The sequence below is a fragment of the Buttiauxella sp. BIGb0552 genome (assembly GCF_004366275.1).
Classification (GTDB): domain Bacteria; phylum Pseudomonadota; class Gammaproteobacteria; order Enterobacterales; family Enterobacteriaceae; genus Buttiauxella; species Buttiauxella gaviniae.
Map to the genome: position 1 here is coordinate 446,418 of NZ_SODY01000002.1, position 14,228 is coordinate 460,645.

The window sequence follows — 14,228 nt, forward strand, 5'->3', positions numbered from 1 at the left end:
TTGCAAAGTTTGTAACTCTTGCTTCGTGTTGCAGAAGCAGCCTGGGTCGTTAACCCTGCCAGAAGGAGAATGTCGATGTTGAGCCTGCGTGCTGTTAATCAGTTTTACGGTGAAAGCCATATCCTGTGGAATCTGGATCTTGAGCTGGCACCTGGAGAGTGCACCTGTGTTCTTGGCGCACCAGGGATGGGGAAAACAACGCTTGTAAACTGTATTACGGGTTACTTGCCAGTACAAAGTGGCAGTATGACCTGGCTTGAAGCAGGCCATCCACCACAGGATCTTCTCACCCAACCTATAGAAGGCCGAGTCGCACTGGGAATGAGTTATGTCGCGCAGGACCGCCGAATATTCTCCCAACTAAGCGTTGAGGAAAACCTGCAAATTGCGCTATTGGCTGCTCGCGTGCGTTCCCGTAGCATTCCAGGCATGATCTATGAACTGTTCCCTGAACTGTACAGCTTAAGGCACATGCGCGGTGGGGAGCTATCAAGCGATCTTCAGCAGCAACTGGCATTGGCAAGAGCGCTGGTGACAGAACCAAAACTGCTGATTCTTGATGAACCCACTTTTGGCAGCGGCCAACGTTTTATCAATGAGCTGGGCAATATTATCCGCCGTCTGAGCCGTGATTTTGGCCTGACAATATTGCTGGTAGAGCAACGCTTATCGTTCATTCGCCGTGTGGCGGACCGTTTCTGCTTACTACACCGGGGCCGTAATGTTGCTCAGGGAAATGTCGCGCTTCTGGATGATAAGCTGGTATCCAGTTGGATAGATCCATGATGGTGCGCCGAACGACGGCATGAACAGCCTCTCAGGTTCTGCCGTCACAACTTACCAAGTTGCTTCTGCATATTTCTATCAAGACTGGCGAGCTCCCGTTGTAAGTTGCATTGCCGGGTTACAGCAGATAACTCCACCAGTGGCAAAGGTACTTTTGAAACTCCTGTTTCACGCATCCAACGCAGCACCGGTTCCAAATGCCAGATAGCGGTTTTACCGTCATGTACTGGTTGCGGAAAAGCCTCGCGGCTTACCATCACTTTGCGAATATACTGCCGTGAAAACCCCAGCAACTCAGCAATATCTGTTAACCCAACCAGATCTGGCATCACTTCGACCAACGCAGTACCTGGAATAATGCGTTTTACATCCTGAATCGCTGAAACAACGGCTAGTTTTGCATCCGATGCTTCGCGGATGAAATTCAGTGCAATTCGCCCTGTGACACCCACACCAACCAGCGCGTCATCGCAACCTTGCGCACCCAAAGCTTCAATCCATTGTTCCGGATTCTGGCCATTTTCTGGCAGGGTGAAAATCAACGTGAAGCTAAATTCTGACATATTCTGCTCCTTGAAAATTAATGTCTGATGGCAGGTGGCGAGCCTTGCTGGCTACAGTTATCGACGACACGACGTATCTGCCTTGCATGGTTATAAGCACTGCGCGGTGTGCTCCAGATGCAGCTAATGCAAAACTCACTGCAGCGGCAGGCTTTGTCGTTCCACGGACAATACATTTTCCCCCAACAATGTGCCCCACCGGGCCGCACTTGCCAGCCCTGACATTCGGCATAACTTAATGCTGCTTCAATGTCCTTATTGGGGTGTATACGCCGCTTCATAAAACCTCCTGTCCATACTCGCAAATAAGTTGTCATATGACAACTTTAAATTGAGAAACAATTTACCTGCGAGGTATTTTTCTTCAAGGAGAAGATTTGAAAATTAGCGGTATCTGGAAGAGCGCCCGCAAGATTTATCGGGCGTTACAAAAATGAGCTGTGGATTTGCGAATTACTGTGAAAGAAGGGAGATATCCAGGTGACGACCGAGCGAGGTTTCATCGTCTATATGCGGATAGAACGGGATTTCACCTAACATGGGGGCTTTTAAAACATCACGTAACGTTGCGAGATACTCAGCATGGCGCTTCCCGGTAGGTTGAACGTCATTAGCAATCCAGCCCGCCAGGCGCAGACCCGCATTTTGCACTGCATGCGCAGTTAACATGGCATGGTTGATACAGCCGAGTTTTACCCCCACGACCAAAATTACAGGCAACTGCTCTTGTATTGCCCAATCTGCAAAAGTTGTTGTTGCTGAAAGTGGTGTAAACCAACCTCCCGCCCCTTCAACCTGTAACCAGTCGACCTGAGAAGCAAGCGCTTCAAGGCCTGCTGACATCTGCGAAAATTCGATGGGCTGCAATGCTTCCGCACTAACGATATGCGGCGATGTTGGCTCCAAAAACGCAAACGGGTTGACCTGTGCATAGCTTAATTTGACGTTACTGTTGCGCTGTAGGGCAAGCGCATCACCGTTACGAATACCCTGAGCAGTCATTTCACTACCAGAGGCCACCGGCTTATATCCTGCAGTACGGTAACCCGCATCTCCTGCGGCCTGAAGCAAAGCACAGCTGGCAATAGTTTTACCCACTTCCGTATCCGTTCCGGTTACAAACCATTTTTTAATCACGTTCAATCACTCCACAAACGAGTTGCCAGGTCAGAGGGAATTGACCCTGTTTCTGTGGCCAGGCGAGACTTAATTTTTGTAATTGTTGGCGGGTCATCAGCGATGCTTTACGTCCATCATGAAGATGTGTCGCACCAATACCTTTTAGCGATTGCATGGCACTCAATACGCTATCGTAAGACTGGCTGATTTCATGAATTTCTAGACTGTAGCGCCACCCTTCGCACGCATCCTGAATCTGCTCAAATGTCATAAATCGGTTGGCATGAGACCGTTCATCTATCACCTGCCAGGCGGTATGCAGTTCGCAAAGTGAATTTGCCGCAAGCGTAGTAAATGCCAGGCAACCGCCCGAGCGAGTGACACGGTAAAGCTCACTTAAACCACTGCGCAAATCATTGCACCACTGCACCGCGAGGTTACTCCATGCAAGATCCACCTGCTGGTCGGCAAGGTTGATGGCTTCAATATCGCCTTCGAGATAGTTATCAGCTGAACCTTGAAGTGCAGCATGGTTCAGCATCGCGGGGGAGAGATCCAGCGCCGTAACATGGCAGCCTTTTTCACGCCAGGCGCGGCTATACCAACCCGTACCGCATCCAGCATCCAACACGTTGCTGATTTGACGGCCTTCAAGCATTCTCAGCAGCAAGTCTCCGCTGGTGCGTTGCAATTCGGCGTGGCTGTCGTAGGTGCTTGCCGCGCGGCCAAATGCTGCGGCAATAGCCGCTTTATCAACGAGTCGCGTCATACAGCGCCTCCAAAAGCTTGTTGATGTCTTCGCTGGTGTGGCTTGCAGTAAGCGTCACACGCAACCGCGCCGTACCAGGTGGCACGGTTGGTGGACGAATCGCTGTTAGCCAGAATCCGCGTTCGCGTAAGGTAGTGGCAAGGTTCACCGCAGGCTGATTTTCCCCCACGATCAATGGCTGGATGGCTGTTTGTGAGGCCATTAATTGCAGCGGTAGCTGTGCGGCTCCCGCACGGAAATGGGCAATATTGGCGTGTAATTGAGCACGCAGGGAATCCTCACGGCGGATAACATTCAATGCTGCCGATAACGCACACGCCTGTGCAGGTGGCATAGAGGTGCTGTAAATAAGATGCCGGGCGGATTGCAGCAGATAATCAGCCATCGATTCACTACACAGAACTGCGGCCCCACTTGCACCAAATGCCTTGCCGAACGTTACGACCAGCAAGTCTGGTTTGACGTGTTGCTGGTAGCAGCTACCGCGCCCTTCTTCACCTATCACGCCAATGCCATGGGCATCGTCAACCATCAACAAGCCCTGTGCTTCCCGGGTAGCCTGCGCAATTCCAGCCAACGGAGCGGCATCTCCGTCCATGCTGAAAATTCCTTCGGTAATAACCAGTTGTTGACCGTCAGTTTGCGAGGCCAACAGCGTTTGCAACGATGCGATATCGTTATGGGCAAAACGCCGTAACTGCGCTGGACTGTGCATTGCGGCTTCCAGAAGTGAAGCATGGCTAAGTTTATCGGCAACAATCCGGTCTGATTTTTCAGTCAGTGCCGCGATAAGCGCCTGGTTAGCCGCGAAACCTGAAATAAACAGTAATGCGCGCGGATAACCCAGCCAGTCAGCTAACTGCTGTTCAAATCGCTGATGGGCTTCGTGATACCCGGTGACATGCCCGGAACCACCACTCCCAATACCGTAAATCTCAGCACCCTGCTGCCAGGCATTAACCACTTCAGCATGGTGACTGATTCCCAGATAATCGTTACTGGAAAAATTTAGATAACGGATATCGTTTTGAACAAGGTAGCGCCCGCTACCTTGTTGGTTGGCCTGCCTGGTGCGAAAACTGTTGTTTTCCCGCCGCCTGGCAAGCGCGCTATCAATGCGTTGCTGCCAGGTCATACAGCCGCCGCGTTGTAGTAATTCTCCGTATCCGCGTTGAGCAATTGATCGGTTAGTTGTTGTTGCTGCTCGTTGTCGCCTGCATGAGTGGTTGTTTGCTGCGGATTAAGCCCAAGCTTGCGGAACAATTGCAGGTCTTTGTCTTCTTCCGGGTTTGGCGTAGTCAGTAGTTTGCAGCCATAGAAAATCGAGTTTGCACCAGCCATAAAGCACATGGCCTGAGTCTGCTCGCTCATCTGTTCACGCCCGGCAGAAAGCCGTACGAAAGAGGTCGGCATCATGATACGCGCGACAGCAATAGTGCGAATAAAATCAAACGCATCGACGTCCTCGTTATCTGCCATCGGGGTACCTTTGACTTTCACCAGCATGTTGATTGGCACGCTTTCTGGTGGCGTTGGCAAATTGGCTAATTGCAGCAGCAACCCGGCACGATCGGTTACCGTTTCACCCAAACCGACAATTCCGCCCGAGCAGACTTTAATCCCGGCATCACGCACTTTATCGAGCGTATCAAGACGTTCCTGATAAGTACGCGTAGTGATGATATTGCCGTAGAATTCTGGCGAGGTGTCGAGATTATGGTTGTAGTAATCAAGCCCTGCTGCCGCCAGGCGATGTGCTTGCGTATCGGTTAATGTGCCGAGCGTCATACAGGTTTCAAGCCCCATCTCGCGCACGCCCTGCACCATTTGTTCAAGGTACGGCATATCGCGATCGTTAGGGTTTTTCCAGGCAGCGCCCATGCAGAAACGAGTAGAACCCGCATTTAACGCTTTACGTGCGGAGTCCAACACTTGCTCAACTTCCATCAAGCGCTCGGAAGCCAGCCCGGTTTTGTATCGCGCACTTTGCGGGCAATATTTGCAGTCTTCTGGGCATGCGCCAGTTTTAATCGACAGCAGCGTACTGACCTGAACGTGGCGGGGATCGAAGTGCTGACGATGCACCGTTTGTGCTTCAAACATCAGTTCGAGGAAAGGTTTTTCAAATAAAGCAGTGACCTGCGACATTGACCAGCGTGCGTGGTGAGCCATGGGGCGTCTCCAAAAAGGGTGTTGTTAGCCATTGATTGACGTTATACTTGTAAACCTAAATCTTTTTCAAATGGTTTACAAGTCACCCTATGACCCCTGCTGATTTAGCGTTCGACCAACAACATATCTGGCACCCTTACACCTCCATGACTAAACCGTTACCGGTTTATCCGGTTGTGGCGGCAACAGGCTGCGAACTACAACTTGCTGATGGTAAAGCCCTTGTTGACGGGATGTCGTCCTGGTGGGCGGCAATTCATGGCTACAATCACCCGCGCTTAAATCAGGCAATGAAAGACCAGATTGACCAGATGTCGCACGTCATGTTTGGCGGGATCACGCACCCACCCGCAGTGGCATTGTGTCGTAAACTGATCGCCATGACGCCGGAAAACCTCGAATGCGTATTTCTTGCAGACTCCGGTTCTGTCGCCGTAGAAGTCGCAATGAAGATGGCATTGCAGTACTGGCACGCCAAAGGCGAACCTCGTCAGCGTTTCCTCACTTTCCGCAACGGTTATCACGGCGATACTTTTGGTGCCATGTCGGTGTGCGATCCGGATAATTCGATGCACAGCCTTTGGCAAGGTTACCTGCCTGAGCACCTGTTTGCTCCCGCGCCAAATTGCCGTTTTGACGATGAATGGGATGAGATGGACATCGTGCCATTTGCACGTTTAATGGCCGCTCATCGCCAGGAAATTGCAGCAGTGATCCTTGAGCCTATTGTTCAGGGGGCTGGCGGTATGCGGTTCTATCATCCGGAATGGCTAAAGCGTATTCGCCGCATGTGCGATCGCGAAGGCATTTTGCTGATTGCCGATGAGATTGCGACCGGCTTTGGCCGTACAGGCAAGCTGTTTGCCTGTGAACACGCGGGAATTTCACCGGATATTATGTGCCTCGGCAAAGCGCTGACGGGCGGCACAATGACACTTTCTGCAACTATCACTACCCGCCTGGTCGCAGAAACCATTAGCGACGGTGAGGCCGGATGCTTTATGCATGGCCCAACGTTTATGGGCAACCCACTGGCCTGTGCTGTTGCGACCGAAAGCCTTGCGTTACTCGAAGATGGCCACTGGCAGCAGCAGGTCAAAGCGCTTGAAGAGCAGTTGCTGGAAGGGCTGAAACCTTTACGCGACTGTGAACTGGTGGCAGATGTTCGCGTGCTTGGCGCCATTGGCGTGGTAGAAACTCTTCATCCGGTAGATATGGCGGCCCTTCAGGCATTCTTTGTTGAACAAGGTGTCTGGATTCGCCCGTTCGGCAGGCTGATTTACCTGATGCCGCCGTACGTTATCAACCCTGAGCAACTGGATAAATTGATCCAAGCCGTAACGCTTGCGGTACAAAATCCGGCATTTTTCAGAAGCTGAGAGCCAGCAAGCCTTACGGGTATGCACTACACTTCGAGGATCTTTTCACGTCCCAAACAGGGAGATTCAGATGAAAATCCTCATGGTTTTAACCTCGCACAATCAGCTCGGCAACACCGGTAAACCCACAGGCTTTTGGCTTGAGGAGTTTGCCGCGCCGTATTATGTCTTTCACGATGCCGGGTTGAAAATCACCCTTGCTTCACCAAAAGGTGGGCAACCGCCGCTTGATCCCAAAAGCGATGAACCGGATGCGCAAACCGACGACACGCGCCGTTTTCGCAGCGACACCGCCGCACAAAAACTGTTAGCCAACACCGAAAAGCTTGAAAACATCCATGCAGATGATTTTGACGCGGTGTTTTATCCTGGCGGCCACGGCCCGTTGTGGGATCTCGCCGAAGATGGCCATTCCATCAAACTGATTGAGCAATTTTGGGCCGCTGGCAAACCCGTTGCTGCGGTGTGCCATGCCCCTGGGGTTTTGCGCAAAGTAACAAAACCCGACGGCTCACCGTTGGTCAAAGGCAAACGGGTCACCGGCTTTACCAATAGCGAAGAAGAAGGTGTAGGTTTAACCTCAGTGGTGCCCTTCCTGGTAGAAGATGAACTGAAGAAAGCAGGTGGCTTATATGAGCGCACCGATGACTGGGGCGAGTATGCTGTAGTCGACGGGCACTTAGTTACCGGGCAAAACCCGGCATCTTCTGCGATTGCGGCCGAAGAGTTGCTGAAGTTACTGAATATCTAAACGCGAGGAGTTGAGATGAAACTGGTCAGTCAGGATTTCAACGATGGGGATAAACTCCCATGGCGTCAGGTACTTAATGGAATGGGTTACGATGGCAATAATATTTCGCCTCACTTAGCGTGGGATGATGTTCCTACGGGAACCAAAAGCTTTGTCGTGACCTGCTACGATCCTGACGCACCAACTGGTTCAGGTTGGTGGCATTGGGTGGTAATCAATTTGCCAGCCGATACACGCGTTCTGCCGCAAGGTGCAGGTTCAGGCCTGTCTGAACTGCCAGAACCTGCTGTGGAGACACTCACCGACTTTGGTAAACCGGGTTATGGTGGTGCAGCACCACCGAAGGGTGAAGTACACCGCTATATTTTCACAGTTCACGCGCTTGATGTTGAAAAGCTAGAGGTGACGGAAAATGCATCCGGGGCAATGGTGGGCTACAACGTCCATTTCCATTCATTAGGCAGCGCTTCAATCACCGCGAAGTTTAATTAACCCTATCTTTTTATACCCAAATAATTCGAGTTGCAGGTAGACGGCAAGAGAAAGAGTCCCGATGAGCTTACTTGAGTAAGTGATTCGGGCCATTGAGCGTAGCCAACAACCTTGCAACTCGAAGAATGACGGGTATATGAAGCCGATTTGCACAATCGGCTTCCAGTTTCCCCCAACTTAGTATAAAAAAGCAGGCTTTAAGATCCCCTTTTAAATTTGCACTGCAAGGAGCAACCCTTGAACACCTTCTCTGTTTCTCGTCGGGCAGCTGTGCTCGCTTTTGCTGTGGCGCTATCGGCTTGTAGCTCTACACCGCCAGAAGATAAACCGTCCACGCAAGTGGCACCAGGCACCCAATCTCGTCCAGTTTTATCGTCCGATGAAGCCCAGAACTTTGTTCAGGCACGTTACTTCTCATCTAAAAATAAAAATGAAGCCCCCTGGACTCCGTCATCCATTCGTATTCCGCAGCAGCCTGACTTTGTTGTTGGTGCAGCCGGTGGCGAAGGTGTGACCCATACATCTGTCCAGGCTGCCGTTGATGCAGCCATCATGAAACATAGCAACACCCGTCAATACATCGCTATTCAGCCAGGTGAGTATGTTGGCACAGTTTATATTCCGGCCGCTTCTGGCAGCGTAACGCTGTACGGCACCACCGATAATGCAAGTGATGTGAAAATCACTATGCCACTGGATTCTGAAATCGATGCGAATACCTGGCGTCGTGCAGTTAACCCAGGTGGTAAATATATGCCGGGTAAACCTGCCTGGTACATGTTTGATAGCTGCCAGAACAAGCGTAATGCCACCGTAGGTATTATGTGTTCTGCTGCTGTCTGGTCTCAGAACAGCGGCTTGCAGATGCAAAACCTGACTATCGCTAACACTCTGGGTGACAGCGTAGATGCCGGTAATCATCAGGCTGTAGCACTGCGTACTGATGGCGATAAAGTACAGTTGAACAATGTTCACCTGTTGGGCCGCCAGAATACCTTCTTCGTCACTAACAGCGATGTGCAAAACCGCCTGTTAAATGACCGCCAGACACGCACATTAGTGACTAACAGCTACATTGAAGGTGATGTGGATGTGGTTGCAGGTCGTGGTGCTGTGGTGTTCGAAAATACCGACTTCCGTCTGGTTAACAGCCGTACAAAAGAAGGGACCGTGTTTGCGCCAGCTACACTGCCGAATATTTATTACGGTTTCCTGGCGATCAATAGCCGCTTCACTGCAGCAGGCGATAACGTCGCACAACTGGGCCGCGCCTGGGATGTTGAAGCAAGTGAAAATGGTTATACCGCAGGCCAGACCTCTAACGGTCAGGTTGTTATCCGTGACAGCGTGATTAATGAAGGTTTTAACAGTGCAAAACCTTGGGGCGATGCCGCTGGTTCTAAGCGTCCATTCGCTGGCAATATCGGTACTAAAGGCGAGAAAGGCGAAATCCAACGCGATTTGAATGATGCGAATGCTAACCGTCTATGGGAGTTCAACAACCGTGGCGTAGGTAGCTCGGTGGTTGCCGAGTAAAATCAGCGCTGTGCACAAAATAAAAAACCTCGCAATCGCGAGGTTTTTTTTATCAGCATAATTATAAATTTATACTGCGTTTACCACAACCCACATCGGCCCTTGCCCTACTGCATAACGGCCTTTCTCTTCCAGTAAACCTTGTTCACCGGTAATTTGATAAACCGCGATGTGATGCGATTTCTGGCCTGCTGCAATCAGATATTTACCACTGTGATCTACATTGAAGCCACGTGGTTGCGTTTCAGTCGGCTGATAGCCTTCCACCGCAAGAACGCTACCATCTTCTGACACGCTAAATACCGTGATGATGCTGGCAGTACGGTCACAAGTGTAGAGATGGCGACCATCTGGTGTAATGTGGATATCTGCGCCCCAGCGCGTATCTGAGAAGCCCGGAGGCATCATGTCCAACGTCTGCACGCATTCAATTTTACCGTTAGCGTTTTTCAGTTCCCAGACATCAACAGAACCATTGAGCTCATTGACGCAATAAGCATATTTTTGATTTGGATGGAACGCCATATGGCGCGGACCAGCCCCTTCCACGGTGGTGACTTCTGCCGGGGTCTGCGCCACCAGATGGCCATCGTCAGACAAGGTAAACTGGCAAATGCGATCTTGTTTCAGTGCCGGAACCCAAAGTGTGCGGTTATCAGGGGTGATATTGGCTGAGTGGCAACCTTCCAGCCCTTCCATTACATCAACAACTTCACCTGGCAGGCCATCATTGGCAAGACTAACAACGCTCACGCTGCCTGAATTATAAGAAGCGCTGAACAGGTAGCGGCCCTGGTGGTCGGTAGAAATATGCGTTGGGCTGCCTAGAATGGCAGTGACACCCGCCTCGGTGAGCGAGCCGTCATCTGGTGTAATACGATAGGCGATAACGCGAAACTCAGGGCGCACACCCACGTACAGGTAACGTTTGTCAGGGCTAATAACCATTGGCTGAACCTGGCCTGGGACATCAACGACCTGCACAAGCGTAAGCTCACCACCTGGGTTAAGCTGCCAGACGTGAATTTGCTGGCTTTCCGGGCTGGCGGTATAGACTGTTTGTTTCATGAAATCTCTCTCCTCCCAACGTCTTGAGTAATAGTCACAAGGGTAGTGCGTGTTGCCATTTTGAACAACGCGGCAAGCGGTGTAACATCGACACAAGCCTTATGATTCTGAATTTGACTGGAACCCTAAATGACTTATCGTGTAATCGCCCTTGATCTTGACGGCACATTGCTGACACCGCAAAAAACCATTCTTCCTGAATCACTGACAGCTTTACAACGCGCACGTGACGCTGGCGTGAAAGTTGTCATCGTGACGGGCCGTCATCACGTTGCCATCCATCCTTTTTATCAGGCACTGACCCTGGATACACCTGCAATTTGCTGTAATGGCACTTATTTGTATGATTATCATGCGAAAAAGGTTCTTGAGTCCGATCCATTACAACCGCAGCAGGCCAATCAGTTGATTGACTTACTGGATACCCACAACGTTCATGGGCTGATGTATGTTGATGATGCCATGCTGTATCAAGAGCCAACCGGCCACGTTTTGCGTGCCGAAAACTGGGCAAAATCTTTACCTGAATCGCAACGTCCTGTGTTCCGCCATGTGAATTCACTGCGCGAAGCGGCTTATGAAGTTGATGCAATCTGGAAATTTGCACTTACCGATGAAGATACGGTGAAACTGCAAAACTTTACCCAGGTCGTTGAGCAGCAGCTTGGACTGACGTGCGAATGGTCCTGGCACGATCAGGTCGATGTGGCGCAAAACGGTAACAGTAAAGGCAATCGCCTGGCGAAATGGGTTGAATCACAAGGTTTATCTATGAGTCAGGTGATGGCTTTTGGTGACAACTTTAACGACCTGAGCATGCTGGAAAGCGCAGGTTTGGGTGTGGCGATGGGTAACGCTGATGACGCGATTAAAGCACGCGCGGATTTGGTGATTGGTACTAACCTGGAAACAGGCATTGCCGAGACGATTTATAAGCATTTGATTTAGTTTTATGAAAAGGGTGGATGACCCTTTCGCTTATCCACCCTACAAAACAGTCTCGTCATTCGACAAAATCACGCGGTTATCGAAACACTCTTAATTTGCGCGTACAACCACTGGCCTGGCTTAATCATTAACTCATCCCGCGCCCACGGGCTAATACGCGCCCAAAGTGTTCTTGAACCCACTTCCAACTGCACTTCAACCTGCCCCTCATCGTCGTAGCACTGTGCAACCCTGGCACGCAGCACGTTACGAATACTGCTGTTGACCGGCGGCTGGAGAATCAATGAAACATCTGACGCCTGAATGCGAATGCGCAATGTTGCCTGCAATGGGCTTTCCAGTTTATTCACCCATAAATGCTGGTCGCCCAGCGCCAACGCGCTCATCGCGTAATGCGGATGATGTTCCAACACTGTCACTTTCAGCACGCTACTTTGCTGCTCTTTTGGCAACCATGGGTGCATAACACTGCTACCCCATACCTCCTCCAGATTGCCAAACGCTTTCACTTCTCCGCCGTCGAGCACCAGTACTTTATCCGCCAGATGAAGGATCTCTTCCAGCGAGTGGCTGACATATAGCATCGGAATGTTAATTTCACGCGCCAGGCGTTGCAGATACGGCAGCAATTCGCGCTTACGCGGGATATCCAACGAGGCGAGCGGTTCATCCAGCAGCAGCAACTCTGGCGACGTCAACAGAGCGCGGCCAATCGCTACACGCTGTTTCTCGCCACCAGACAAACTCCAAGGAAAGCGCTCCAGTAAAGGTTCAATACCCAGTAAAGCGACTAATTTATCAAACTGCCCGGCGGCGGATCGGTGCATACCGTATTTCAAATTGCCGCGCACACGGTAGTGCGGGAACAAACGCGCATCCTGAAAAACATAGCCAATGCGACGTTTTTCAGGAGCCAGGAAACGCTTGTTTTCGGCATCACTTAACACGCGGTCATTAAGAACGATTCGCCCCTCTTGCGGGCGAGTCAGGCCGCTAATGGCGTTAATCAGTGAGGTTTTCCCCGCGCCTGAAACGCCAAATACCGCAGTAATCCCCTGTCCCGGCAAGGTTTCGTTAATCGCCAGACGATGGTCGCCCAGCGTCTGAACAAAATTCAGCTCCAGCATTAGAATGCCCCTATCCGTTTACGGCTCTGTCGTGCCAGCCATTCGGCTACCAACAAAGAGACCAGCGCCAGCACGATGGAAATCACACACAATCGCGTCGCTGCATTTTCGCCACCAGGGGTTTGAATCAGGGTATACATCGCCGAAGGAATGGTGCGCGTTTCGCCGGGGATGTTTGAAACGAAGGTGATTGTGGCACCGAATTCACCGAGTGAACGCGCAAATGCCAGCACGGTTCCGGCAATAATGCCGGGTAACGTCAGAGGGAGCGTAATGGTGCAGAACACTCGCCAGCGCCCGGCACCTAATGTGCGAGCAGCCTGTTCGAGTTTCATATCTACACCTTCAAGCGCAAGGCGAATCGCTCGCACCATCAGCGGGAAGGACATCACCGCTGCGGCAAGCACCGCACCGCGCCAACTAAACGCGAAGGTGATACCGAAAACATCGTAAATCCAGGCGCCAATCACGCCACGTCTACCCATCGCAATCAGCAATAAATAACCAACGACTACAGGGGGGAGAACTAATGGGAGATGGATAATACTGTCGAGTAAAGCTTTACCCGGGAACCGGCAACGCACCAGCACCCAGGCAAAGAAGATCCCAAAAGGAAGACTAAATAGCACCGCAAGGGTGGAGACTTTCAGGCTCAGCAGTACCGCCTGCCATTCGGGATCGGTCAATATCATTTGATAGTCGTAAATCCGTAACGTTGGAAGATAGCCGCCGCTTCCGGTCCTTTCAGATAGGTGTAAAACGCGCTAACGGTTGGGTTGTCGTGGCCTTTTACAATGGCAATTGGGTATTCAACTTTCTTGTGGGAGTCTTCCGGGAAAGTGCCCACTACTTTCACGCCTTTGCTGGCAACCGCATCGGAACCGTAAACGATACCAAGTGGTGCTTCATCACGTTCAACCAGAGCCAGTGCGCCACGAACATCTTCTGCCGGAGCTAATTTTGGCGATAGGGTATCCCACGCGCCTAACTTTTGCAGCGCTTCTTTAGCGTAAATGCCAGCAGGAACATGGTCAGGATCGCCAACAGCAAGACGGCCACCTTTCAGTAATGAAGCCCAATCGGTTTTCGCGTTAATGGCTACATCACCAATTTTACTGGCTTTCGGTGCAACGACCACAAGGCTGTTGCCGAGCAGCGTTTCGCGGGTGTCAGTTTTGATAGCATCTTTACTTACTGCGTAATCCATCCATTTCTGGTCAGCAGAAATGAATAAATCAGCAGGAGCACCCGCTTCAATCTGGCGCGCGAGCGTTGAAGATGAGGCGAAAGAAGATGCGATTTCAACAGTCTTACCTTTCTGATATTGCGTAGCAATATCCTGCATCGCATTGGTTAAGGATGCCGCGGCGAAAACGGTAATTTTGCTGTTATCGGCAAATGCCTGCCCTGCCATTGTGACGCTCAACGCGGCACCTAATGCCAGACGTACCCATTGCTTAGCCATTTGTTACTCCACTTGGTTTCGTTATGTAGCGCATAATATAACGATGCTAAGGC

16 protein-coding genes are annotated in these 14,228 nt (G+C 51.1%); 6 read left to right on the forward strand and 10 right to left on the reverse strand.

Translation table 11 applies throughout. The features are described 5' to 3' along the window. Positions 1-75 precede the first annotated feature (75 nt). Positions 76-786: an ATP-binding cassette domain-containing protein gene (locus EDF88_RS06880; protein WP_134183687.1), complete on the forward strand. Its 711-nt coding sequence runs from the start codon at positions 76-78 to the stop codon at positions 784-786. A 44-nt stretch (positions 787-830) separates the two neighbouring features. Here the strand turns inward: EDF88_RS06880 and EDF88_RS06885 are convergent, their stop codons facing one another. The 6 genes from EDF88_RS06885 to bioB form a co-directional block, all read right to left on the reverse strand. Next, positions 831-1,349 carry a hypothetical protein gene (locus EDF88_RS06885; RefSeq protein ID WP_064517201.1) on the reverse strand — a complete coding sequence of 173 codons (519 nt, stop codon included), beginning with the start codon at positions 1,347-1,349 and terminating at the stop codon, positions 831-833. A gap of 17 nt (positions 1,350-1,366) precedes the next feature. Further along, positions 1,367-1,630, reverse strand: a complete 264-nt coding sequence (locus tag EDF88_RS06890) for a hypothetical protein (RefSeq protein ID WP_134183689.1) — start codon at positions 1,628-1,630, stop codon at positions 1,367-1,369. Positions 1,631-1,802: 172 nt separating this feature from the next. Then, positions 1,803-2,486 carry a dethiobiotin synthase gene (gene bioD, locus EDF88_RS06895; RefSeq protein ID WP_064517199.1) on the reverse strand — a complete coding sequence of 228 codons (684 nt, stop codon included), beginning with the start codon at positions 2,484-2,486 and terminating at the stop codon, positions 1,803-1,805. Continuing rightward, positions 2,479-3,237 (reverse strand): malonyl-ACP O-methyltransferase BioC, encoded by a 759-nt coding sequence (gene bioC / locus EDF88_RS06900; RefSeq protein ID WP_134183691.1) that lies wholly within the window; start codon positions 3,235-3,237, stop codon positions 2,479-2,481. Before bioC ends, bioD begins: the two co-directional genes overlap by 8 nt. Then, positions 3,221-4,372 carry an 8-amino-7-oxononanoate synthase gene (gene bioF / locus EDF88_RS06905; protein WP_064517192.1) on the reverse strand — a complete coding sequence of 384 codons (1,152 nt, stop codon included), beginning with the start codon at positions 4,370-4,372 and terminating at the stop codon, positions 3,221-3,223. Before bioF ends, bioC begins: the two co-directional genes overlap by 17 nt. Further along, entirely contained in the window at positions 4,369-5,409 is a 1,041-nt protein-coding gene (bioB, locus tag EDF88_RS06910) for a biotin synthase BioB (RefSeq protein ID WP_064517189.1), read from the reverse strand. The genes bioF and bioB overlap by 4 nt, the downstream gene beginning before the upstream one ends. Before the next feature lie 89 nt (positions 5,410-5,498). Here bioB and bioA point away from each other — a divergent pair, with 89 nt between their 5' ends. The 4 genes from bioA to EDF88_RS06930 all read left to right on the forward strand — a co-directional run bounded on the left by bioA (position 5,499) and on the right by EDF88_RS06930 (position 9,567). Further along, the gene (gene bioA, locus EDF88_RS06915; protein ID WP_064517188.1) at positions 5,499-6,788 is read left to right on the forward strand and encodes an adenosylmethionine--8-amino-7-oxononanoate transaminase; all 1,290 of its coding nucleotides are present in this window, start codon (positions 5,499-5,501) and stop codon (positions 6,786-6,788) included. Between the two features lie 70 nt (positions 6,789-6,858). After that, complete coding sequence (locus EDF88_RS06920; protein ID WP_064517186.1) at positions 6,859-7,539, forward strand: type 1 glutamine amidotransferase domain-containing protein; 681 nt, start codon at positions 6,859-6,861, stop codon at positions 7,537-7,539. 15 nt (positions 7,540-7,554) lie between these two features. Continuing rightward, a complete protein-coding gene (locus tag EDF88_RS06925) occupies positions 7,555-8,031 on the forward strand; it encodes a kinase inhibitor (protein ID WP_064517184.1) in 477 nt (158 codons plus the stop codon). Between the two features lie 237 nt (positions 8,032-8,268). After that, complete coding sequence (locus EDF88_RS06930) at positions 8,269-9,567, forward strand: putative acyl-CoA thioester hydrolase (protein ID WP_134183693.1); 1,299 nt, start codon at positions 8,269-8,271, stop codon at positions 9,565-9,567. 69 nt (positions 9,568-9,636) lie between these two features. Here EDF88_RS06930 and pgl read toward each other — a convergent pair whose 3' ends face one another. Further along, positions 9,637-10,635 (reverse strand): 6-phosphogluconolactonase, encoded by a 999-nt coding sequence (gene pgl, locus EDF88_RS06935; protein WP_134183695.1) that lies wholly within the window; start codon positions 10,633-10,635, stop codon positions 9,637-9,639. 129 nt (positions 10,636-10,764) lie between these two features. Between pgl and EDF88_RS06940 the strand changes: the two genes are divergently transcribed. Further along, positions 10,765-11,583, forward strand: coding sequence for a pyridoxal phosphatase (locus EDF88_RS06940; protein WP_134183697.1), 819 nt, complete (start codon positions 10,765-10,767; stop codon positions 11,581-11,583). Positions 11,584-11,651: 68 nt separating this feature from the next. Here EDF88_RS06940 and modC read toward each other — a convergent pair whose 3' ends face one another. The 3 genes from modC to modA are packed head-to-tail and all read right to left on the reverse strand — an operon-like array spanning position 11,652 to position 14,175. Next, positions 11,652-12,710 carry a molybdenum ABC transporter ATP-binding protein ModC gene (gene modC, locus EDF88_RS06945; RefSeq protein ID WP_134183699.1) on the reverse strand — a complete coding sequence of 353 codons (1,059 nt, stop codon included), beginning with the start codon at positions 12,708-12,710 and terminating at the stop codon, positions 11,652-11,654. After that, entirely contained in the window at positions 12,710-13,402 is a 693-nt protein-coding gene (gene modB, locus EDF88_RS06950) for a molybdate ABC transporter permease subunit (protein WP_134183701.1), read from the reverse strand. Before modB ends, modC begins: the two co-directional genes overlap by 1 nt. Continuing rightward, positions 13,399-14,175: a molybdate ABC transporter substrate-binding protein gene (modA, locus tag EDF88_RS06955; RefSeq protein WP_064517169.1), complete on the reverse strand. Its 777-nt coding sequence runs from the start codon at positions 14,173-14,175 to the stop codon at positions 13,399-13,401. The genes modB and modA overlap by 4 nt, the downstream gene beginning before the upstream one ends. Between the last annotated feature and the right edge of the window lie 53 nt (positions 14,176-14,228).